The organism is Ruixingdingia sedimenti, assembly GCF_031432425.1.
GTDB classification, from domain to species: domain Bacteria; phylum Pseudomonadota; class Alphaproteobacteria; order Rhodobacterales; family Rhodobacteraceae; genus Ruixingdingia; species Ruixingdingia sedimenti.
Genome location: NZ_JAVKPH010000002.1, coordinates 284,973 through 305,234, shown reverse-complemented (window position 1 = coordinate 305,234; position 20,262 = coordinate 284,973). Strand labels below are relative to the sequence as shown.

Below are 20,262 nucleotides of genomic sequence, written 5' to 3'. Positions count from 1 at the left end.
AACGGCCGCCGAGCCCGTGACCGGGCCCGCCCCCGAGGCCGCACCAGAACCCGCCGCACCGCAGGCCCCCGCCGCGCGCGAGGCCCCGGCCCCGCCCGCTGCCGCCGCGGGGGCGGCAGGTGCCTCGGGGGATACCGGCGCCCCCCCGGCCGCCGCCACGGCCGCGGCCTCCGCCCCTTCCGGGGCGGCAGCGACCGCCGCGGGGGCATCCGCGACAGCGGCGGGCGGCGGGACGGCGGCCGCCGCAGTATCGGCGGCCGCGGGGGGCGCCGCAGGGGGCGGGGCCCCGGCCTCGGCAGCCGCCGCGATGATCACCTGTTCGGACGAGGCCAGCACCCGGCCATCGGCCAGCCGCGCCTCCAGCGTCATCACCCGCGGCGCAGGCGCGGGCGGCAGGGTGAAGAGCGCGGCGAAACGCCCCTGCGGATCGGCGGCGACGGCAAGGGCCTCCGCCCCCTCGACCAGCACGGCGACCATGGCCCCGGCCTCGGCCCGCCCGGCGACGGTGGCGGTGCCGTCGGGCTCGATCCGCACCAGATCGAAACGCGGCGGATGGGGCTCGGTTGCGGGCGCAGGCGTCGGGGCGCCGGTGGGGGCGGCGGGTGCGGCGGATTGCGCCGGTGCGGGGGGCGCCACGGGCGCGGCGACAGGCGCCGGCACCGCCTGCGGCGGCGCGGGCCGCAGCGCAAGCCAGCCCCCCACCGCCAGCACCGCGACGGCCGCCGCCGCCAGCGTCACCTTCGCCCCCGTTGCCAGCCCCGCCTGCGCCGCGCCCGCCCCTTGCGTCATTCCCGTCCCCGCCCCCCGCCGCCCGGCGGCATGCTGCCCCGCCATCCCCGGCCTGCTTGAGCGACCATAAGAAGCCCTGTAACAGAGTCAAACCACCAAATGAGGAATGCGCCATGACTTCTTCCCGCTCGGTCTGTGTGTTCTGCGGTGCGCGCGCCGGCGGCCGGCCATCGCATGCGGCGGCGGCCAAGGCGGTGGGCCGCACGATCGCCGCGGCCGGCTGGCGGCTGGTCTACGGCGCGGGCGACGTGGGGCTGATGGGCGAGACGGCGCAGGCCGCGCAGGCGGCGGGGGGCGCCACGCTCGGCGTCATCCCGGTGCATCTGATGGGCCGCGAACGCGGACGCGACCGCGGCCCCGGCATCGTCGTCACCGAGAACATGCACGAACGCAAGAAGGTGATGTTCATGAACTCGGACGCGATCGTGGTGCTGCCGGGCGGTGCCGGGACGCTGGACGAATATTTCGAGGCGCTGACCTGGCGCCAGATCGGGCTGCACGAAAAGCCGCTCTTCGTGCTGAACATCGACGGCTACTGGGACCCGCTGCTGGCGCTGATCGACCATGTGATCGCCGAGGGCTTCGCCGATGCCTCGCTCGCGACCTATTCCGCCGTGGTCCCCGATGTGGAAACGCTGGAACGGCGCCTGCGCGCGGCCCTGTCGTAAGCCGGCCCCCCCCCCCGCCTGCATGTCCCGCGCCCTGATCCCGGCGGCTCTGCGAGCGGAGAGGACAGCAGCCTCCGGCGGGGATATTTAAGGACAGAAAGTGGACAGGGGCCCGCCCTTCTTCACTTTCTGTCTGAAAATATCCTCAGGGGGTGAATTGGCGCAGCCAAGAGGGGGCAGAATGCCCCCTGCGCCGCCCGCCACAAAAGAAAAGGCCCGCCGGATCGCCCGGCAGGCCCATGGCCGGATCCGCGCGCCCCGGATCAGAGCCGCGAGGCGACGTTTTCCCAGTTCACCAGCTTTTCGAGGAAGTTGGTCAGATAGGCCGGGCGCTTGTTGCGGAAGTCGATGTAGTAGGAATGTTCCCACACGTCGCAGCCCAGAAGCGCAGTCTGCCCGAAGCAGAGCGGGTTCACCCCGTTCTCGGTCTTTGTCACCTTCAGCGACCCGTCCTTGTCCTTGACCAGCCAGCACCAGCCCGAGCCGAACTGGCCCGCGCCCGCGGCGGCGAAGTCTTCCTTGAACTTGTCGACCGAACCGAAGGATTCGGTCAGCGCCTTTTCCAGCGCGCCGGGGATCTTCTTGCCCTCGCCCGGGCCCATCATTTCCCAGAACTGGTTGTGGTTCCAGTGCTGGCTGGCGTTGTTGAAGATGCCGTTCTGCGCCACGGCGCCCGCCTGATAGGTGCCGCGGATGATGTCCTCGAGCGACTTGTTTTCCCACTCGGTCCCGGCGATCAGCTTGTTGCCGTTGTCGACATAGGCCTTGTGGTGCAGGTCGTGGTGATATTCGAGCGTTTCCTTCGACATGCCGAGCGACGCCAGCGCGTCATGGGCATAGGGAAGATCGGGCAGCGTGAAAGCCATGGCGTTTCCTTTCCGGTAGGATTGCGTTCCCATCGAATAAGGCCCGCCGGGCGGGCGAGGTCAAGGCCCCGGCGGGGGGACAGGCTCAGGCCGGGGTGGCGGGAAAGCCGATTTCCGCCAGCGCGGCGACGACATCGGGCGCCGAGGCGGCGGTGGCCACCTCGACCATGCGCGCGGACAGGTCGACGCTGACGCGCGCGCCGGGGTCGAGCCGGGCCAGCGCCTCCTGCACCGAGGCGCGGCAATGGCCGCAGGTCATGTCGGGGACGTGGAATTTCATCGGGGCCTCCTTGGCCGGCAGGGTATCGGGCGCAGGGTTCGGGCTTCCCGCGCGGGAAGGTCAAGGGAAATCTCGCGCGCCCCGGGCTACGGGCGGCAGCCCACCGCCCGGCGCCGCGCCCGGCGGCACCCGCCGGCGGCGCTCCGCGCGGGAGTATTTGGGGCAAGATGAAGATCGTTTCCCTCTCTAAGCGCACGTATTCATTTTCTGTCCCCAAATATCCCCGCCGGAGGCCAGCAACGGGTGCCGCCGGGCCAGTGGCCGGGAAGGAAGGGACATATAGGCCGGGGTCTGCCCCGGCTTCGGCGGCGTGGAGAAAAATCTTGCCGCAGCCCCTTGACCTTCCTGTGACTGGAACCCTCATCTACCCTGTCATCCGCCATTCCGGCGCCGGAGGACGAGCCATGACCACCACCACCATCGGTATCGAGGGGATGACCTGCGCCTCCTGCGTCGCGCGGGCGGAGCGGGTGCTGAAGGCGCAGCCGGGGGTGCGGGGGGCGGCGGTCAACCTCGCCACCCACAGCGCGCAGGTGGAGACGGAGGGCACGCCCGACCTGCCCGCGCTCGGCCGTGCGCTGGCGAAGGCGGGCTATGGGTTGCGCGAGGAGGTGACGGAGCTTGCCATCGACGGCATGACCTGCGCCTCCTGCGTCGCGCGCACCGAACGGGTGCTGAAGGCGCAGCCCGGCGTGGCCGAGGCGACGGTGAACCTTGCCACCCAGACCGCGCGCATCCGCCATGCCGGCCTTGCCACCCCCGAGGATCTGGCCGCGGCGCTGACCCGGGCGGGCTATCCGGCGGTGCCCAGGGCCGCGGCCGCGCCTGCGGCGGATGAAGAGGCAATCATGCGCCGCCGCACGCTGATCGCAGGCGCGCTGACGCTGCCGGTTTTCGTGGTGGAAATGGGGGGCCACCTCATCCCCGCCTTCCACCACTGGGTGCACCGGGCCATCGGCATGCAGGCCAGCTGGACGGCGCAGTTCGTGCTGGCCACGCTGGTGCTGCTCGGCCCCGGGCGGGTGTTCCTGACCAAGGGCTTCCCGGCGCTTTTCCGCGGTGCGCCGGATATGAACAGCCTCGTGGCGCTCGGCGCCTCGGCGGCCTGGGTCTATTCCACCATCGCCACCTTCGCCCCGCATCTGCTGCCGGATTCCGCGCGCGCGGTCTATTTCGAGGCCGCCGCCGTCATCGTCACCCTGATCCTCGCCGGGCGCTGGATGGAGGCGCGGGCGCGCGGGCGCACCGGGGCGGCGATCCGGCGGCTGATGGCGCTGGCGCCGGACATGGCATTGGTGGAAACCCCGACCGGCACCGAGGAACGCGCAGTCTCCGCCCTGCGCGTGGGCGACGTGCTGCGCATCCGCCCGGGCGAGCGGATCGCCACCGATGCCGAGGTGATCGAGGGCGCCTCTTTCGTCGATGAAAGCATGATCACGGGCGAACCCGTGCCGGTGGAAAAAACCCCCGGCGCGCGCGTAGTGGGGGGCACGGTGAACGGCGCGGGCGCGTTGCGGGTGCGCGCGGCAGAGGTGGGGGCGGGCACGATGCTGGCCCGCATCATCCGCGCGGTCGAGGAGGCGCAGGGCGCCAAGCTGCCGGTGCAGGCGCTGGTGGACCGGATCACCCTGTGGTTCGTGCCCGCCGTCATGGGCGTCGCGGTGGTGACGGTGCTGGCCTGGCTGGTGTTCTCGCCCCCGCCGGCGCTGACGCATGCGCTGGGCGCGGGTGTCGCGGTGCTGATCATCGCCTGCCCCTGCGCGATGGGTCTGGCCACGCCGACTTCGATCATGGTGGGCACGGGCCGCGCGGCGGAACTGGGGGTGCTGTTCCGCAAGGGCGATGCGTTGCAGCGGCTGGCAGAGGTTGAGGGTGTGGCCTTCGACAAGACCGGCACGCTGACGCGCGGGCGGCCCGAACTGACCGACCTGATCCCCGCCCCCGGGGTGGATGCGGATACGGCATTGCGGCTGGCGGCGGGGGTCGAGGCGCTATCGGAACATCCGCTGGCCCGCGCCATCGTGCGGGCGGCAGAGGACCGGGGCCTGACCCTGCCCGCCGTGACCGATTTCGCCACCCGCACCGGATTCGGCGTCACCGCGACGGTCGAGGGCCGCCGCATCGCCATCGGCGCGGGGCGGATGATGGCCGCCGAAGGGGTGGACGTGACCGCCCTGCCCGACCCCGAACCCATCGCCGCCCGCGGCCGCACGGTGATGTTCATCGCGCTCGACGGCCGCCCCGCCGCCCTGCTCGCGGTCGCCGACCCGATCAAGCCCGGCGCGGCCGAGACCATCGCGGCGCTGAAGGCGCGGGGGCTGCGCGTCGCCATGATCTCGGGCGACGCAAGGGCGACGGCAGAGGCCATCGGGCGCGAACTGGGCATCGATACCGTGGCGGCCGAGGTGCTGCCCGAAGGCAAGGTGGATGCCCTGCGCGGCCTTGGCGACGGCGTCGCCTTCGTCGGCGACGGCATCAACGACGCCCCGGCGCTCGCCGCCGCCGCGGTGGGGCTGGCCGTCGGCACCGGCACGGATGTGGCGATCGAGGCGGCGGATGTGGTGCTGGTGTCCGGCGATCCGCGCGCGCTGGTCGATGCGATGGACATGGCGCGCAGCGTCATGCGCAACATCCGCCAGAACCTGACCTGGGCCTTCGGCTACAACACCGCGCTGATCCCGGTGGCGGCGGGGGTGCTTTACCCGGTCAACGGCATGCTGCTGTCGCCCATGCTGGCGGCGGGCGCGATGGCGCTGTCGTCGGTGTTCGTCTTGACCAACGCGCTGCGCCTGCGCCGCCATCGCGCCGCCCTGCCCAGAGAGGATGCCCATGAACATCGGTGACGCCGCCCGCCTGTCGGGCCTGCCCGCGAAAACCATCCGTTACTATGAGGACATCGGCTTGCTGACCCCGTTGCGCACCGCCAACGGCTATCGCAGCTACCGCGACAGCGACCTGCACAAGCTGACCTTCCTCGGCCGTGCCCGCGCGCTCGGCTTCACCATCGAGGATTGCCGCGCGCTGCTGGCCCTTTACGCCGACCGCAGCCGCGCCAGCGCCGAGGTGAAGCGGATCGCCGAAGGCCATCTGGACGAGATCGCGCGCAAGATGGCGGAACTTGCCGCCATGCGCGCGACGCTGACCGAACTGGTCGATGCCTGCGCCGGCGACAACCGCCCCGACTGTCCGATCTTGCAGGGGATCGCGGGCCTTCCCAAAGCCTGCGCCAGCGGCTAGATGCGGGGCATGACGGACAGATTGCACATCATCGGCGGCGGCATGGCCGGGTCAGAGGCGGCGTGGCAGGCGGCAGAGGCGGGCGTGCCCGTGGTGCTGCACGAAATGCGCCCCAGGGTCGGCACCTTCGCGCATCGCACCGGGCTTTTCGCGGAAATGGTCTGTTCCAACTCGTTCCGGTCGGACGATGACGAACGCAACGCCGTGGGCCTGCTGCATTGGGAAATGCGCGCGGCCGGCGGTCTTGTCCTGCAATCGGCCGAGGCGCACCGCCTGCCCGCGGGCGGCGCGCTGGCCGTGGACCGCGACCCCTTCGCCGCCTGGATCACCGAACGGCTGCGCAGCCACCCGCTGATTTCCGTCAGTGAGGAGGAGGTGACAGAGCTGCCCGACACCGGCCAGTGGATCGTCGCCACCGGGCCGCTGACCTCGCCCGCGCTGGCCGACAGCATCCGCGCGGCGACGGGGGCCGACAGCCTCGCCTTCTTCGACGCCATCGCGCCCATCGTCCATGCCGATACCATCGACATGTCCGTGGCCTGGCGCCAGTCGCGCTACGACAAGGGCGAGACCGAGGACGAACGCACCGCCTATATCAACTGCCCGATGACGAAGGACCAGTACGAGGCCTTCATCGACGCGCTTCTGGCCGCCGACAAGACAGAGTTCCGCGAAGGCGAAACGGCCGGTTATTTCGACGGCTGCCTGCCCATCGAGGTGATGGCCGAACGCGGGCGCGAAACGCTGCGCTTCGGGCCGATGAAGCCGGTGGGGCTGACGAACGCGCACAACCCGGGGGTCAAACCCTATGCGGTGGTGCAGCTGCGCCGCGACAACGCGCTCGGCACGCTCTACAATATCGTGGGCTTCCAGACCAAGATGAAGTACGGCGCGCAAACCACTGTTTTCCGTATGATTCCCGGCCTTCAGGATGCCGCCTTCGCACGGTTGGGCGGCATCCACCGCAACACCTTCATCAATTCGCCCACGCTGCTGGACGGCCAGATGCGCCTGCGCGCGCGGCCCGACATCCGCTTCGCCGGCCAGATCACGGGGGTGGAGGGCTATGTCGAATCCGCCGCCATGGGCCTGCTGGCCGGCCGGATGGCCGCAGCCGCGATGCAGGGCCGCGATCTGCCGCCGCCGCCGCCCGACACCGCCATGGGCGCGCTGGTCGCCCACATCACCGGGGGCGCAGAGGCGAAGACCTTCCAGCCGATGAACGTGAACTTCGGCCTTTTCCCCCCCATCGACGCCAAGGGCGGCCGCCGCGGCCGCAAGGACCGCTACAAGGCCTATACGGATCGCGCGAAAACATCGTTCGGACAATGGCTTGCGGGGCAAAGTTGACATTCGTCACCCGCTTCGCCCCCTCGCCCACCGGCCCGCTGCATCTGGGCCATGCCTATTCCGCCCTGCTTGCCCATGACATGGCCCGCGCCGCGGGCGGGCGGTTCCTGCTGCGGATAGAAGACATCGACCGCGCCCGCTGCCGCCCGGAATGGGAGGCACAGGTGCTGGACGACCTGACATGGCTCGGCATCCGGTGGGACGCACCGCCCCTGCGCCAGTCCGCCCGCCTGCCCGCCCATGCCGCGGCGCTGGACGATCTGTGGGCGCGCGGCCTGCTCTACCCCTGCACCTGCACCCGGCGCGACATCGACCTCGCACTCGGCGCCCCGCAAGAGGGCGTGCCCCTCGGCCCCGACGGCCCGGTCTACCCCGGCACCTGCCGCCCCGCGCAGGCGCCCCGGGGCCCCCGCCCGCAGGACAGCCACCTGCGGCTGAACATGCGCCGCGCCGCCACCGGACCCTGCCGTTTCACCGAAACCGGCCCCGCCCATGCCCGCCCCGTCGAGACCACGCCGCAGGACTATGCCGCCCGGATCGGCGACGTGGTGCTGGCGCGGCGGGATTTCGGCACCTCCTACCACCTGTCGGTGGTGCTGGACGATGCCGCGCAGGGCGTGACCCATGTCATCCGCGGCGCGGACCTGTTCGAAGCGACGCGCATCCACGCGCTGCTGCAACGCCTGCTCGGCCTGCCGGCGCCCGTCTATCACCACCACCGGCTGATCCGCGACGACGCAGGCAAGCGGCTGGCCAAGCGCGACGACGCCCGGGCGCTGGCGAAATACCGGGCCGAAGGCGCAACCCCCGAGGACATCCGCCGCATGACCGGCCTCTGACCCGCGACTGCCGTTGCTGGCCTCCGGCGGGAGTATTTGGGAAAAGGCGAAGCTGCACGCGCTCGCGGGAAAGGCGCACCCGCATCACTTTCTGTCCATAAATATCCCGGGGGGTCCGGGGGGCTGGCCCCCCGCGCTGTCCTGCCCATCCGCACAACGCGGGCCGTTCACCCCGCCGCGCGCGCCTCTGCCGCGGCGATCGCCTCTGCCGCGGCCTCCAGCGCCAGCAGGATCGAGGCGTGGCGGTTCTTGAAGTCGCGCGCGGGCAGCAGGACCTCCAGCCCCTCGAACGGGGGGCCCGGCGGGGGGCCGCCCTCCTTCAGCATGGCGCGCAGGGCGTCGCGGGCGTGTTCGACCTCTGCCCGGTCGCGGCCCGGCAGCGCCGCACCGACCACCGCGGCGGATGCCTGGCCGAGCGCGCAGGCCCGCACCTCCTGCGCGAAATCCTCCACCCGGCCGTCGCGCAGCGTCACATCCACCGTCACCGTGGACCCGCACAGCGGCGAGCGCCGCCGCGCCGTGCCCTGGGGGGCGGGCAGACGGCCTTGGTGGGGGATGTCGGCGGCCAGCGCGAGGATGCGGGTCGAATAGAGCTTCATCAGGTCGCTGTCGGTGCTCATGGGTTTCCTCTGCGCCGTTCGTGGCATAGATAGACCCCCGCGCGTCCGTTTGCAAAGGAGCCCGCCGTCCCATGTGCGCCCCGTCCGCCGCCCCGCCTGCCGCCACGCCCGCCTTCGACCCCGCCGCCCTGCGTTTCGACGCCAACGGCCTGATCCCCGCCATCGCGCAGGACCATGCGACGGGCGAGGTGCTGATGCTGGCCTGGATGAATGCCGAATCCGTGGCCCGCACGCTGGATACCGGCCGCGTGACCTATTGGTCGCGTTCGCGCGCGGCGTTCTGGGTCAAGGGCGAAAGCTCGGGCCATGTGCAGCGGCTGGTGGAACTGCGGGTGGATTGCGACCGCGACTGCCTGCTGGTGCTGGTGGACCAGACCGGCCCCGCCTGCCACACCAACCGCCGGTCCTGCTTCTACACCGCCGTGCGCGAGGGCGCGGAGGTGGAGATCATGGCGCCCCTGGAATAGGGGCGCCACAAGGTTCAGGCCGGTTTCACCCGGTCGGGATGCGCGTCGGCAAAGGCGGGCAGGTCGGCGCAGGCGGCGTCTATGGCCACCAGCCGGGGGTGGCGGGTCAGGTCCACGCCCCACCGGCGGGCGTTGTAGATCTGGGGGACAAGGCAGATGTCGGCCAGCGTCGGTGTATCGCCGTAGCAATACGCGCCCGCCCCCACCATCCGTTCCAGCGCGTCGAGCCCGCGGGTGATGAAATGCACCATCCAGTCCTGCCGCGCGGCCTCGGGCGCGTCGGGGTGCCGGGCCATCACATGGGCGGCGACATGCAGGTTGCAGATCGGGTGGATGTCCATCGCCACCGCATGCGCCAGCGCCCGCACCCGCGCCCGCCCGGTCGCATCGGGGGGCAGCAGCGGCGGTTCGGGCCGGGTTTCGTCCAGATAGTCGATGATCGCCAGCGATTGCGTCAGCAGAAGCCCGTCGATGCGCAGCGCGGGCACGAAGCCCTGCGGGTTGCGGTCCAGATGTTCGGGGCTGCGCTGGTCGCCCCTGACCAGATCGACCGAGGCGCTGTCATGGGCGATGCCCTTGAGGTTCAGCGCGATCCGCACCCGGTAGCTCGCAGACGAACGCCAGTAGTCGTAGAGGAAGGGCCGCGCGGTCATGGCCGGGTCCGGGGGAAATGGCGGGGCATGGGGTCTCCTTTCCGTGGCTTCGGCAGATTAGGCGGTGGCCGGGCGGGTGCAAGGTGGTTTCGGTGCCGGGGGGGGATAGACCTTTGCAGCATAGCGCGGGCCGGGCGGGACAAGGAAACGCATTGCGTTTCCCCCGCCCGTCGCGCGGCGGTGCCGTGAACGACGGTGATGCCGGGAGAAATGGGTAGGCCAGCGCCTGCCCCGGCGGGCGAGAAGCGCCCGCCATGGGCGGAGCGGGCGCTGGCCGGGGGCTTGGGGCCCCCGGCCGGGGCAACGGCGAGGGCGGGATGTGGCGAAGGCACGCGCCTTCGCCAGACAGAGCGGCGGGAGGGCAATCAATCCGGTCTAGGGCGCCGGCCCCACCACCGCGCGGCAGTCGCCGAAGCCGATCCCCGCGGCCCCCGCGCGTGGGCGGGTGCGGGCGCGCAGGATGATCTCGTCCCCGTCCTGCACGAAGCTGCGCGTCTCGCCCCCCGGCAGGGCCACCGGCGCCTGCCCGCCCCGGCTCAGCTCCAGCAGGCTGCCGGGGCTGTCGGGGTCGGAAATCGTGCCCGACCCCAGAAGATCGCCCGTTTCCAGATTGCAGCCGTTCGAGGCGTGATGGGCCAGCAACTGGCCGAAGGTCCAGTACATCCCCCGCAGCGAGCCCCGCGACAACAGCGCCGGTTCCGCCCCCGCCGCGCGCATCGCCTGCGTCAGGATCAGCGCCTCCACCTCGATGTCCAGCGCGCCATGGGCCTGATCGCCCGCATCCCACAGATGCGGCAGCGGCGCGGGGTCGCCTCCGGGGCGCGGGTCCTGCGCCACGCGGAAGGGGGCCAGCGCCTCGGCCGTCACCACCCAGGGCGAAATCGTGGTGGCGAAGTTCTTGGCCAGGAACGGCCCGAGCGGCTGGTATTCCCAGACCTGCACATCGCGCGCCGACCAGTCGTTGAGCAGGCAGAACCCCCCGATCCGCCCGAACCCCTCGCCCACCGGCACCGGCAGGCCGAGCGGATTGGGGTCGGCCACGAAGGCGCCCAGTTCCAGTTCGTAATCCAGCCGCGCGCAGGGGCCGAACACCGGCGCCTCCGCCCCCGGCGGGCGGGTCTGGCCCAGGGGACGCACCACCGGCGTGCCCGAAGGACGGATCGAGGACACCCGGCCATGATAGCCGATCGGCACGTATTTGTAGTTCGGCAGCAAGGGATTGTCGGGCCGGAAGAGGCGGCCCACGTTCATCGCATGCTGGATGCCGGCATAGAAATCGGTATAGCCGCGGATGTCGAAAGGCAGGCCCATCCGCGCCTGATCCATCGGCACCAGCAGCGGCAGGACGCGCGCGGGGTCGCCCCCGCTCAGCAGATCCGACAGGAAAAGCCGCAGCGCCCGCCGCGCCGGGGCGCCAAGGGCGAAAAAGGCGTTGAGCGGCGCATCGGCCGCCGCCGCCAGCGCCGCCCCCACCTCGGGCGGCGCAAGCCCCGCATCCCGCAGCGCCGCCAGATCCAGCACCATGTCCCCGATGGCAACGCCCCCGCGCGGCACCGGCGCGGCGGCGGTGGAAAACACGCCGAAGGGCAGGTTCTGTACCGGAAAGTCGGGATGGCCATCGGCCGAGGCCACGAGGCTGCGGCGCGCGGGGTCGTGGCTGCGGTCGATCTCTGGGGTCTGGGGCATGGTCCTCTTCTCCATCTGCGGGGCGATGGTGGCGCGGGCGGCGGGGGCGGTCTGTCACCCGCCGATGTGACCGCCCATCCGACCGCCCGCCCGGAACACCCGTCCCGGAAGCGAGAATCGTCCCCTTGCCTTACGTTGGGGCAGTTTTTCCGCCCGCCGCAAGCCGACCCGAATCCGCCCGCAGATCCGCCGCCGATCCGCCCCAAAGCAGCCATAAACCTGTATTTTCGGCACATCGGAGAGTGAAATTTACGTGCACGGCAAGATCTTTCTTGCAACCACAGCGCGCAAATGGTCAGAGAGACACATACCCCTTGGGGTGACGCAGATTGAGTGTAGGATTGCTGGTCGGAGGTTCTCATGAACAAAGTTGACTATCTCGTCGGGCAGCGTATTCGGGCTCGGCGGCTCGAACTCGGCAAAAGCCAGACGGACCTGGGCGATGCCGTCGGGGTCAAATTTCAGCAGATTCAGAAATACGAAACGGGTACCAACCGCGTCAGCGCCTCGCGCCTGTTCGCGATCGCCGATGTGTTGCAGGTTCCGGTGGAATATTTCTTCGCCGATTCCCTGAACGACCCGGACGGGGAAGAGACCCGCCCGCTGGCCGAGATCCTCGACGAGGATCGCCGCGCCCGGCAGTTGTTGCTGCATTTTAACCGTCTTTTCGCCCCACAAAAGGACGCCGTTCTCTCTATGGTGATCTCGATGGCGCAGGCGATCGAAACCCGCGGCTCGACCTCGGGCGCGGAGTCGCGTATCGACAATCTGGACGCCACGCGCGCAGGGGAAACCAAAATTGGAGCTGATCGACCTTAGTTCGCTGCCCAATGGCGAGGGACGCTTCACCACGTTCCTCGACCAGATCTGTGCGCGCTTCGAGCTTGATCATGCCGCCTACGCCGGCACCAATCCGATTGCCGGCACCATCCACGGTTACGTGAACTATTCCGACGACTGGAAAAGCCACTACGTCGAACACGGTTTCCACCGCATCGACCCGACGCTGCACATGGCCAGCCGTTCCATCGCGCCGGTGGACTGGCGCCGGCTGGAACGCGACGAGAACTTCCAGAAGGTTTTCCGCAACGCGGGCGATTTCGGCATCTCGGACCAGGGGCTGACGATCCCCGTCCGCGGCCCCTTCGGCGACATCGGCATGCTGAGCGTGACGCGCAACTGCCCCCTGCCCGAATGGGACAAGCTGAAAGAGCACATCATCGGCGAGTTGCAGTCGGTCGCGGTGCATGTGCACGACACGGTGATGCGGTCCGACGTGCTGTCGCAGGTGCTGCGCTTTCCGCCGCTGTCCACGCGCGAGAAAGAGATCCTGCAATGGACGGCCGCCGGCAAGTCGCAGCAGGATGTGGGCGACATCCTCGGCATTTCGCACCGCACGGTCGAGGTGCACTTGCGTTCCGCCCGTGAAAAGCTCTATGCCCTGACCACGCCGCAGGCGATCGGCCGCGCCATCGCGCTCGGCCTCATCTACCCCCTCTGACCCCAAAACCGTACGGGATTTCCCCAATGGCACCCGCGCGCGGGTGCTGTATCCTGTGTGCACTGGGGAAAACTAGGGGTATTTGCCATGATCATCGTAATCGACGCGTTGAACAAACACCGCTTCGGCGACCTGCTTGCCGATATGTACCGCCTTCGGGCACGGGTTTTCGGCGACCGTCTGGGGTGGGAAGTCGAAATCAAGGACGGGATGGAGATCGACCAGTTCGACCGCCTGGATCCGGCCTATGTGATCGGGCTCGATGATGAGGGCCATGTCGTCTCCTGCGTGCGGGCATTGCAGACGACCGGGCCGCACATGCTGTCCGACGTGTTCCAGGTCATCCTGGATGGCGAACCGCCGCTGCGCAGCGCGCGGCTGTGGGAATCGACCCGCTTCTGCGTGGATACGCAACGGCTGGCCGGCAACGGCAACATGAAGGCGGTGTCGCTGGCGACCTGCGAGCTGATGATCGGCTCGCTCGAATATGCCCGCCGCTCGGGGATCTCCGACATCGTGACGGTGATCGACCCGGTGATGGACCGCGTGCTGAAACGCTCGGACAACGCGCCCTACGGCTATGTCGGCTCGACCAAGCCGATGGGCAAGGTGTCGGCGATGGCGGCGCTGCTCGACTGTACCGAGGAACGCATCGGCCGCGTGCGCGCCTTTTCCGGCATCCACGGCGATGTTTTCGCCGACGAGGATGCGGTGCGCGCGCTGCTGGATGCGCGCAGGGCGCGCGAGGCGGGAATGGTGCCCGCGGCGGTGTCGCAGGTCTCGCAGGACGACATCATGAGCTATTGCGAAGACCAGATCCGCGCCGCCGAAACGCCCGAGGATCGCGCCGCCGCGCTGGCGCTGGCGCAGGTGCTGGCGCGCAAGGCCCAGGCCCCGCGCCACGCCGGCAAGCTGCACTGAGCGGCCCCGGCCGCCCGGTCAGGCCCCGCGCCCCCGCCGCACCGCCCTTCCCGCCACACCCCGGGCGGGGGCGGCCGGCCCGGGTGCGGGGCCGCTTCGCATTAGGGGCGCGGGGAAGAACAGCGCGCCCTTACGCCCGGCGGTTGCGCGGGCGGTGCGGGCGGTGGCCTCCGGCGGGGATATTTGGGGACAGAAAGTGGACAGCGCGGTGGAGATACCCCCGCGCTTTTTCACTTTCTGTCCGAAAATATCCTCAGGGGGTGAATTGGCCGCAGGCCAAGAGGGGGCAGAATGCCCCCCTGCGCCGCCCATGCGGAGAAACACCCGCCGAATCGCCCCGCGGGCCGGAAAACGGCAGGCACCTTCGCCCGGCTGTCGTGCGCGGCCGCTGGCGGGATGTGTCGGGCGGGCCCGTGGGCGGCATGTCCCGACAGCGCCCCCGGGCATACCGCGCCCGCAGGCCGGGGCTTGCCCCGGCTTCGCGCGCGCCTCAGGCCGCCGCCACGCCCGGGTCGGGGCGCACGAGGTCGATCATGTCGCGCACCGCGATCCGGTCGCCGACGCCCAGGGCCTGGACCGCCGCCGTGTACATCACCGTATCCTTCGGGCAGGCGACCACGAACAGCCGCGCGTCGCCCAGGGCCAGCGCCTCCTTGATGCGGTTCTCGCTCGGCCGCTCGGCCATCGCGGCGTCGTCCATCCAGATCCGCCCGCCGCCCGCGCCGCAGCAGAAGCTGTTCTCGCGGCAGCGGCCCATTTCGTGCAGGCTGTGGCCCGCGCGGCGGATAAGCGCGCGCGGCGCGTCGAAACCGCCGTTGTAGCGGCCCAGATAGCAGGGGTCGTGGTAGGTCACCACCTGCGGTTCGGCCTCGGCCGGCGCCAGCCGGCCGGCCTCCATCAGTTCCAGCAGCAGCTGTGTATAGTGGATCACCTCGTAATCCTTGCCGAACAGCCGGTATTCCTGCCGCAGCGCGTTGAGGCTGTGCGGATCGGTGGTCATGATCCGGCGGAAGTCGCATTCGTCCAGCAGGTCGATATTGGCCCGCGCCAGCGTCTCGAACAGCCCCTCCTCGCCCGCACGGCGCACGTCGTTGCCGGAATTCTGCTCGCCCTCGTAGAGGATGCCGAAATCCACCCCGGCGGCGTGCAGCACCTCTGCCACCTTCAGCGTGATCCGCTGCACCCGCGGATCGTAGGAGGCATAGTCGCCCACGAACCACAGCACATCCACGGGTTCCTTGCGCGCATCCTTAATCTTGAAGCCCAGGTCCTTCGTCCATTTCGCCCGCTGCCGCGCGGGTTTGCCGAGGGAGTTGCCGTTGCGTTGCAGGCTTGCCAGCGCGTCCTGCAACATGGGCTCGACCGCGCCCTCCTCGACCAGCGAGCGGCGCATCTCGACGATCTTGGTCATCGGCTCGATATGCACCGGGCAGACATCCATGCAGGCGCGGCAGGTGGTGCAGGCCCAGAGCGTTTCGGGCGCGATCACCCCGCCGATCAGCGGCAGGTCCGCCTCCTCGCCGCGTTCGCGCGCGAACATGTGGTCGCGCAGGTCCATCACCACCTTCTTGGGGCTCAGCGGCAGGCCCGCGGCATAGGCCGGGCATGCCTCCTGGCAGCGGCCGCATTCGGTGCAGGAAATGAGGTCGAGCTTGTCCTTCCAGTCGAACTGCCCGATCTCGGCCACGCCGGGCGCATCGGCGGGCGGGGGCGGCAGGGCGCCCCGGGGGCCGGTGTTGCGGAAATAGATGTTGGGGATGGCGGTCAGGATATGGCGGTGCTTGGACCCCGGGATATAGACGAGGAAGGCCAGCACCGCGAGGATATGGGCCCAGTAGAACACCCGTTCCGCCGCCGCCGCGCCCTCGGGGCCCATCCCGGCCAGCGCCAGCCCCCGGGCGATCGCGCCGCTGACCGGGCGCCACGGCGTCCACTGGCCGGTGGCGAGGATATGGCAGGCGAATTCCAGCAGCATCGTGCCCGCCACCGCCATGACCAGCGCGAAGATCACCCAGGCGTCGCGGCTGTTCGAACCCGCGAACCGTTTCGGCCGCCAGAACAGCCGCTGCCATGCGGCCATGGCGATGCCGATGGTGATCAGCACCGCGAAGATGTCCTGCAGCAGCGCGATCCAGCTGTTGCCGCCGATCGGCGCCAGCGTGAATCCGGGGATGAGGCCGGAACCGAAGCTTTGCACGATGGCGGTGAACAGGACGAGGAAGCCCGAGAAGATCAGCGCATGCAGCACGCCCGACCAGCGTTTGTTCAGCAGGCGGCGGTGCAGGCCGACGTCCTGCACGACGAAGGCCGCGCGGGCGGCGGGGTGGTCGGTGCGCGCCACCGGCGGCGCGCGCAGCACCGGGGCCAGCACGCGCCAGCCGCGCCAGACGAAGGCCGCCCCCGCGGCGGCGACCAGCAGCAGCAGCGCCAGCTGCGTCGTCATCGGCTCAGCGCCCTTCCAGCGCGGCGCGGAAGGCGGGCAGGAAATCGGTCAGATCCACCGTCGCGCCGTAATGGGCATGATCGAAGATCGGGGCGTTGGCGTCGGTGTTGACGGCGACGATCAGCCCGGCCTCGCCCATGCCCTCGATATGTTCCGGCGCGCCGGAAACGCCGAGCGCGAGGTAGAGCGCCGGTTTCACCCGCCGGCCCGACTTGCCCACCTGCCGTTCCTTGGGCAGCCAGCCCGCATCCACGACGGGGCGGGATCCGACGAGTTCGGCGCCCATCAGGCCCGCCACCTCCTGCGCCTCTTCGATCACGTCCGCTTCGCCGATGCCGCGGCCCACGCACAGCAGCCGGTCGGCCCGGGTGATGTCGACGGCATCCGGGTCGGGGGCGGTCGCGTCGATAAACCGCAGGCCCTGCGGCGCCGCGGCCTCCAGCGTCACCACCTCCGGCTGGCCGGGGGCGGGGGCGGCCTCGGCGAAGGCGCCCACGTTCATCAGCAGCAGCGCCGGCAGCGGGGTCGCCGCGCGCGCGATCAGCTTGCCGCCGTAGATCTGGCTTTCGGTTTCCACCGCGCCATCCCCGGCCCGCGCGGTCTGGCAATAGCTGACCAGCCCCAGATCGTGCCGGATCGCCACCACCGGCCCGAGGTCGAGCCCCGCGGTGGTATAGCCCATCAGCACCAGATCGGGGCCCGCCGCGGCGATGGCCGCCGACAGCGCGGCGGCATGGGCGGCGGGATCGTAGGGCGCGGCGGCCAGCGCGGGCAGGGTCAGGATCCTGTCCACCCCCATATCCGCCGCCGCCGAAGGGTCGGCCCCGAACAGCGCCAGATCCACCCGCCCGCCGGGTCCCGCCAGCGCCCGCGCGCCGGTCACGAGTTCGCGCGCAACGGCCGCCGGCTGGCCGGCCTCGACATCCGCATAGACCAGAACCTTCATTCCCGTCCCCCCAGCAATCCGCGTTCGGCCAGAAGCCCGGCCAGCCGTTCCGCCACCGCCTCTGCGTCGCCGTCCAGCATTTCGGCCCGGTTGCTGCGGGCGGGTTCGGCCAGCGCCGCGATCCGCGGTGCGGCGAAGCCATCGGGCAACGCCCCCGCGGCGCGCGCGATGGTCGCCGACGACGCCTGCCGCAGCTTGCTGCCCGACACATAGCGCGGCGGGCGGGATGCCGTCTGCACCCCCAGGACCGCGGGCCCCGTCACGGCAAAGCGGGCCGCGCGCCCGCCGCTGTATTCCTGCACGACCTCGAGCCCGCCTGCCCCGGCGCTGACCCCGTGCACGGCGTTCAGCGTCGGCCAGCCGAGCAGCCCGGCGAGGAAGGGCGCAAGCTGGCCGAACACATCCTCGGGCGTCTGGACGCCGGTCAGCACCAGATCCGCCCCCAGATCGCGCAGGGGACCGGCCAGCAGATGCGCCGCCGCCCGCGCGCCCGGAATGCCGTCGATGTCGTGATCCACCAGCAACGCATCGTCCGCGCCGCGCGCGATGGCGGTCTGCAACTGCCGTTCCGCCCCGTCGCCCGCCAGCGCCACCGCCGTCACCCGCGCCCCCGCGGCCTCTTTCAGCAGTACCGCCTCTTCCAGCGCCTGATCGTCGAATTCGTTCAGCTTGAGCCCGATCCATTCGCGGTCGATGTCGGCGCCGCTGTCGTCGATTTCCAGCTCTTCGTTCTGGTCGGGTACGATGCGCAAGATTGCCGCGATATGCATGTGACCTCCGGTTTGCGCGGGTTCCCACGGGGGATACAAGGACGGGGGCCGCGGGTTGTCAACCAAAATGTCGACAATATTGTCAAGCGAAACCCGTTGTGCCATGCTCCGAGTCGCCAGCGAAGGCCGGGACCACCGGCCCACGATACAGCGGAGGGAAAGCACATGAAACCCAAGGGCCAGAAACCCCCGGCGGTCGCGGATGTGCTGATCATCGGCGCGGGGGCCTCGGGCTCGGTCGCGGCGAAACATCTGGCCGAGGCGGGCATCAGCGTGGTCTGTCTGGAACAGGGCGGGCGGGTCGACAATTCCGAATTCTGGGGCAACAAGCCCGAATGGGAACTGATGGCGCAGAAACGCTGGCACCCGAACCCCAACGTGCGCGATCTGGAAACCGACTATCCGGTGGATACCAGCGAATCCGACGTGAACCCGCTGATGTACAGCGCCGTCGGCGGATCCACGATCCTTTACGCGGCGCATTGGCAGCGGTTCATGCCCTCGGATTTCCGGGTGAAAACACTCGACGGCGTGGCCGACGACTGGCCCTTCGCCTATGAGGATCTGGAACCCTTCTACGACCAGATGGATGTGGAAATGGGCGTGTCGGGGCTGAACGGCGACCCGGCCTATCCGCCCGGCAAGGCGCCGCCGCTGCCCCCCCTGCCCATCGGCGAGATCGGGATGAAGGCCGCGGCGGGGATGAACAAGCTCGGCTGGCACTGGTGGCCGGGGCCGAACGCGATCCCGTCGAAACCCTATGGCGGGCGCAATCAATGCGTGCGGTGGGGCACCTGCCTGACGGGCTGCCCCGAACGCGCCAAGGCATCCTTCGACCACACCCACTGGCCCGATGCGCTGAAACACGGCGCGGTGCTGATCACCGGCGCGCGGGTGCGCGAGATCACGGTGGATGCCGAGGGGCTGGCGAACGGCGCCACCTATATCGACCGCACCGGGCGCGAACGCCACCAGAAGGCGGGCATCGTCATCGTCTGCGCCAATGGCGTGGGCACGCCGCGTCTGCTGATGCTGTCGACCTCCGGCCGGTTCCGGAACGGGCTGGCGAATTCGTCCGGTCTGGTCGGCAAGAACCTGATGATGCACCCCTATGCCGCCGTCACCGGCTATTTCGACGAACCGCTGGAAAGCTGGCTCGGCCCCGCGGGGCAGACGATCCAGTCGATGCAGTTCTACGAAACCGACGCCGCGCGCGGGTTCGTGCGCGGGGCCAAGTGGCAGGTGATGCCCTCGGGCGGCCCCTTGGGCATGCGGTCCGCCTATGGCGGCAAGCCGCTGGAAGAGGCATGGGGCGCCAACCTGCACCGCAACACCCGCAAGGTGTTCGGCCGCGCCTTCGAATGGGGCATCATCGCCGAGGACCTGCCGGACGAGGCCAACCGCGTCGTGCTGGACCCGGTGCTGACCGACAGCGACGGGATCCCCGCGCCCAAGATCATCTACCGCAATTCCGAAAACACCAAGAAGATGATCGACTTCCATCTGGAACGCGCGCAAGAGGCGATGCGGGCCGCGGGCGCGGTGGACCTGTCGGTGACGCCGCTCATGCGCGACTGCGGCTGGCACCTGATGGGCACCGCGCGGATGGGCACCGACCCGGAACGGTCGGTGGTGGACCAGTACGGGCGCGCGCATGACGTGCCGAACCTCTTCATCTACGACGGCAGCGTCTTCGTCACCTCGTCGGGCTTCAACCCCACCGGCACCATCGCGGCCATCGCCCTGCGCGCCGTCAAGCACCTGATCGCCAACCGTGCCAACCAGAGGGTCGCGGCATGAGCCTTTTGTCCGACAGCCAGCGCGCCACCTTCGCCGCCATCGCCGATGTGCTGATCCCCGAGGCGGAGGGCATGCCCTCTGCCAGCCAGGTGGATGTGCATGGCGCGATGATCGACCATATCCTCGGCCTGCGCCCCGACCTGCGCGAGGCGCTGCTGCGCGGTCTCGACGCAGCCGCGGGCAAGGATGCCCAAGGGGCGGCCAACGACCTCAACCGCACCGACGCCGCGGCGCTGAGCGCGATCGGCCTTGCCGCCGCCGCCGGATACTACATGACCCCGCGCGTGCGCGAGCTGATCGGCTATCCCGGCCAGCAGAGCCGGCCCGAGGCGGACCCCGACGCCACGCCCGAATATGTCGCCAACGGCATGCTGCAACAGGTGATCGACCGCGGCCCGATCTACCGGCCCACGCCGAAATAAGCCG

Annotated in this window: 19 protein-coding genes and 1 pseudogene; 11 read left to right on the top strand and 9 right to left on the bottom strand. The window is 70.2% G+C overall.

Going from position 1 to position 20,262, the window contains the following annotated elements:
• Nucleotides 1-789, bottom strand: a pseudogene (locus tag RGD00_RS03490) (hypothetical protein); the annotation flags it as partial.
• A 113-nt stretch (nucleotides 790-902) separates the two neighbouring features.
• Between RGD00_RS03490 and RGD00_RS03485 the strand changes: the two are divergent.
• On the top strand, nucleotides 903-1,457 hold the full coding sequence (locus RGD00_RS03485) for an LOG family protein (RefSeq protein ID WP_310455898.1): 555 nt from the start codon (nucleotides 903-905) through the stop codon (nucleotides 1,455-1,457).
• A gap of 263 nt (nucleotides 1,458-1,720) precedes the next feature.
• On the opposite strand, the gene RGD00_RS03480 is transcribed toward RGD00_RS03485, so the two are convergent.
• A complete protein-coding gene (locus tag RGD00_RS03480) occupies nucleotides 1,721-2,323 on the bottom strand; it encodes a superoxide dismutase (protein WP_310455897.1) in 603 nt (200 codons plus the stop codon).
• An 85-nt stretch (nucleotides 2,324-2,408) separates the two neighbouring features.
• Nucleotides 2,409-2,603: a heavy-metal-associated domain-containing protein gene (locus RGD00_RS03475; protein ID WP_310455896.1), complete on the bottom strand. Its 195-nt coding sequence runs from the start codon at nucleotides 2,601-2,603 to the stop codon at nucleotides 2,409-2,411.
• A gap of 404 nt (nucleotides 2,604-3,007) precedes the next feature.
• Between RGD00_RS03475 and RGD00_RS03470 the strand changes: the two genes are divergently transcribed.
• The 4 genes from RGD00_RS03470 to gluQRS are packed head-to-tail and all read left to right on the top strand — an operon-like array spanning nucleotide 3,008 to nucleotide 8,029.
• Entirely contained in the window at nucleotides 3,008-5,446 is a 2,439-nt protein-coding gene (locus RGD00_RS03470; RefSeq protein ID WP_310455895.1) for a heavy metal translocating P-type ATPase, read from the top strand.
• Nucleotides 5,433-5,840, top strand: coding sequence for a Cu(I)-responsive transcriptional regulator (gene cueR, locus RGD00_RS03465; protein WP_310455894.1), 408 nt, complete (start codon nucleotides 5,433-5,435; stop codon nucleotides 5,838-5,840). The genes RGD00_RS03470 and cueR overlap by 14 nt, the downstream gene beginning before the upstream one ends.
• 9 nt (nucleotides 5,841-5,849) lie before the next feature.
• Complete coding sequence (trmFO, locus tag RGD00_RS03460) at nucleotides 5,850-7,190, top strand: methylenetetrahydrofolate--tRNA-(uracil(54)-C(5))-methyltransferase (FADH(2)-oxidizing) TrmFO (protein ID WP_310455893.1); 1,341 nt, start codon at nucleotides 5,850-5,852, stop codon at nucleotides 7,188-7,190.
• Nucleotides 7,169-8,029 carry a tRNA glutamyl-Q(34) synthetase GluQRS gene (gene gluQRS / locus RGD00_RS03455; RefSeq protein WP_425603347.1) on the top strand — a complete coding sequence of 287 codons (861 nt, stop codon included), beginning with the start codon at nucleotides 7,169-7,171 and terminating at the stop codon, nucleotides 8,027-8,029. Before trmFO ends, gluQRS begins: the two co-directional genes overlap by 22 nt.
• A 167-nt stretch (nucleotides 8,030-8,196) precedes the next feature.
• On the opposite strand, the gene RGD00_RS03450 is transcribed toward gluQRS, so the two are convergent.
• Complete coding sequence (locus RGD00_RS03450; protein ID WP_310455891.1) at nucleotides 8,197-8,649, bottom strand: iron-sulfur cluster assembly scaffold protein; 453 nt, start codon at nucleotides 8,647-8,649, stop codon at nucleotides 8,197-8,199.
• Nucleotides 8,650-8,720: 71 nt separating this feature from the next.
• Between RGD00_RS03450 and hisI the strand changes: the two genes are divergently transcribed.
• Nucleotides 8,721-9,116 (top strand): phosphoribosyl-AMP cyclohydrolase, encoded by a 396-nt coding sequence (hisI, locus tag RGD00_RS03445; RefSeq protein WP_310455890.1) that lies wholly within the window; start codon nucleotides 8,721-8,723, stop codon nucleotides 9,114-9,116.
• Between the two features lie 14 nt (nucleotides 9,117-9,130).
• Here hisI and maiA read toward each other — a convergent pair whose 3' ends face one another.
• Together maiA and fahA are read right to left on the bottom strand one after the other, a co-directional pair.
• A complete protein-coding gene (gene maiA, locus RGD00_RS03440; protein WP_310455889.1) occupies nucleotides 9,131-9,769 on the bottom strand; it encodes a maleylacetoacetate isomerase in 639 nt (212 codons plus the stop codon).
• A gap of 375 nt (nucleotides 9,770-10,144) precedes the next feature.
• Nucleotides 10,145-11,455, bottom strand: coding sequence for a fumarylacetoacetase (gene fahA, locus RGD00_RS03435; protein ID WP_310455888.1), 1,311 nt, complete (start codon nucleotides 11,453-11,455; stop codon nucleotides 10,145-10,147).
• A 360-nt stretch (nucleotides 11,456-11,815) separates the two neighbouring features.
• Here fahA and RGD00_RS03430 point away from each other — a divergent pair, with 360 nt between their 5' ends.
• The 3 genes from RGD00_RS03430 to RGD00_RS03420 all read left to right on the top strand — a co-directional run bounded on the left by RGD00_RS03430 (nucleotide 11,816) and on the right by RGD00_RS03420 (nucleotide 13,877).
• Nucleotides 11,816-12,274 carry a helix-turn-helix domain-containing protein gene (locus RGD00_RS03430; RefSeq protein ID WP_310455887.1) on the top strand — a complete coding sequence of 153 codons (459 nt, stop codon included), beginning with the start codon at nucleotides 11,816-11,818 and terminating at the stop codon, nucleotides 12,272-12,274.
• A complete protein-coding gene (locus tag RGD00_RS03425) occupies nucleotides 12,255-12,956 on the top strand; it encodes a LuxR family transcriptional regulator (protein ID WP_310455886.1) in 702 nt (233 codons plus the stop codon). Before RGD00_RS03430 ends, RGD00_RS03425 begins: the two co-directional genes overlap by 20 nt.
• 87 nt (nucleotides 12,957-13,043) lie before the next feature.
• Nucleotides 13,044-13,877: an acyl-homoserine-lactone synthase gene (locus RGD00_RS03420; protein ID WP_310455885.1), complete on the top strand. Its 834-nt coding sequence runs from the start codon at nucleotides 13,044-13,046 to the stop codon at nucleotides 13,875-13,877.
• A 490-nt stretch (nucleotides 13,878-14,367) separates the two neighbouring features.
• Here RGD00_RS03420 and RGD00_RS03415 read toward each other — a convergent pair whose 3' ends face one another.
• From RGD00_RS03415 to RGD00_RS03405, 3 genes are read right to left on the bottom strand one after another with little or no spacing between them, the layout of a single operon-like run.
• On the bottom strand, nucleotides 14,368-16,320 hold the full coding sequence (locus RGD00_RS03415; protein ID WP_310455883.1) for a (Fe-S)-binding protein: 1,953 nt from the start codon (nucleotides 16,318-16,320) through the stop codon (nucleotides 14,368-14,370).
• Between the two features lie 4 nt (nucleotides 16,321-16,324).
• Nucleotides 16,325-17,266 carry an electron transfer flavoprotein subunit alpha/FixB family protein gene (locus RGD00_RS03410; protein ID WP_310455881.1) on the bottom strand — a complete coding sequence of 314 codons (942 nt, stop codon included), beginning with the start codon at nucleotides 17,264-17,266 and terminating at the stop codon, nucleotides 16,325-16,327.
• The gene (locus RGD00_RS03405) at nucleotides 17,263-18,036 is read right to left on the bottom strand and encodes an electron transfer flavoprotein subunit beta/FixA family protein (RefSeq protein ID WP_310455879.1); all 774 of its coding nucleotides are present in this window, start codon (nucleotides 18,034-18,036) and stop codon (nucleotides 17,263-17,265) included. Before RGD00_RS03405 ends, RGD00_RS03410 begins: the two co-directional genes overlap by 4 nt.
• A 165-nt stretch (nucleotides 18,037-18,201) precedes the next feature.
• On the opposite strand from RGD00_RS03405, the gene RGD00_RS03400 reads away from it, so the two are divergent.
• Together RGD00_RS03400 and RGD00_RS03395 are read left to right on the top strand one after the other, a co-directional pair.
• Nucleotides 18,202-19,836, top strand: coding sequence for a GMC family oxidoreductase (locus RGD00_RS03400; RefSeq protein WP_310455876.1), 1,635 nt, complete (start codon nucleotides 18,202-18,204; stop codon nucleotides 19,834-19,836).
• Entirely contained in the window at nucleotides 19,833-20,258 is a 426-nt protein-coding gene (locus RGD00_RS03395; protein ID WP_310455875.1) for a gluconate 2-dehydrogenase subunit 3 family protein, read from the top strand. Before RGD00_RS03400 ends, RGD00_RS03395 begins: the two co-directional genes overlap by 4 nt.
• Nucleotides 20,259-20,262: the final 4 nt, after the last annotated feature.

Excerpts from the sequence above, each read along its gene's own strand:
- RGD00_RS03485 (WP_310455898.1), top strand. The coding sequence starts at position 903 with ATGACTTCTTCCCGCTCGGTCTGTGTGTTCTGCGGTGCGCGCGCCGGC.
- RGD00_RS03480 (WP_310455897.1), bottom strand. The coding sequence starts at position 2,323 with ATGGCTTTCACGCTGCCCGATCTTCCCTATGCCCATGACGCGCTGGCG.
- RGD00_RS03475 (WP_310455896.1), bottom strand. The coding sequence starts at position 2,603 with ATGAAATTCCACGTCCCCGACATGACCTGCGGCCATTGCCGCGCCTCG.
- RGD00_RS03470 (WP_310455895.1), top strand. The coding sequence starts at position 3,008 with ATGACCACCACCACCATCGGTATCGAGGGGATGACCTGCGCCTCCTGC.
- cueR (WP_310455894.1), top strand. The coding sequence starts at position 5,433 with ATGAACATCGGTGACGCCGCCCGCCTGTCGGGCCTGCCCGCGAAAACC.
- trmFO (WP_310455893.1), top strand. The coding sequence starts at position 5,850 with ATGACGGACAGATTGCACATCATCGGCGGCGGCATGGCCGGGTCAGAG.
- gluQRS (WP_425603347.1), top strand. The coding sequence starts at position 7,169 with ATGGCTTGCGGGGCAAAGTTGACATTCGTCACCCGCTTCGCCCCCTCG.
- RGD00_RS03450 (WP_310455891.1), bottom strand. The coding sequence starts at position 8,649 with ATGAGCACCGACAGCGACCTGATGAAGCTCTATTCGACCCGCATCCTC.
- hisI (WP_310455890.1), top strand. The coding sequence starts at position 8,721 with ATGTGCGCCCCGTCCGCCGCCCCGCCTGCCGCCACGCCCGCCTTCGAC.
- maiA (WP_310455889.1), bottom strand. The coding sequence starts at position 9,769 with ATGACCGCGCGGCCCTTCCTCTACGACTACTGGCGTTCGTCTGCGAGC.
- fahA (WP_310455888.1), bottom strand. The coding sequence starts at position 11,455 with ATGCCCCAGACCCCAGAGATCGACCGCAGCCACGACCCCGCGCGCCGC.
- RGD00_RS03430 (WP_310455887.1), top strand. The coding sequence starts at position 11,816 with ATGAACAAAGTTGACTATCTCGTCGGGCAGCGTATTCGGGCTCGGCGG.
- RGD00_RS03420 (WP_310455885.1), top strand. The coding sequence starts at position 13,044 with ATGATCATCGTAATCGACGCGTTGAACAAACACCGCTTCGGCGACCTG.
- RGD00_RS03415 (WP_310455883.1), bottom strand. The coding sequence starts at position 16,320 with ATGACGACGCAGCTGGCGCTGCTGCTGCTGGTCGCCGCCGCGGGGGCG.
- RGD00_RS03410 (WP_310455881.1), bottom strand. The coding sequence starts at position 17,266 with ATGAAGGTTCTGGTCTATGCGGATGTCGAGGCCGGCCAGCCGGCGGCC.
- RGD00_RS03405 (WP_310455879.1), bottom strand. The coding sequence starts at position 18,036 with ATGCATATCGCGGCAATCTTGCGCATCGTACCCGACCAGAACGAAGAG.
- RGD00_RS03400 (WP_310455876.1), top strand. The coding sequence starts at position 18,202 with ATGAAACCCAAGGGCCAGAAACCCCCGGCGGTCGCGGATGTGCTGATC.
- RGD00_RS03395 (WP_310455875.1), top strand. The coding sequence starts at position 19,833 with ATGAGCCTTTTGTCCGACAGCCAGCGCGCCACCTTCGCCGCCATCGCC.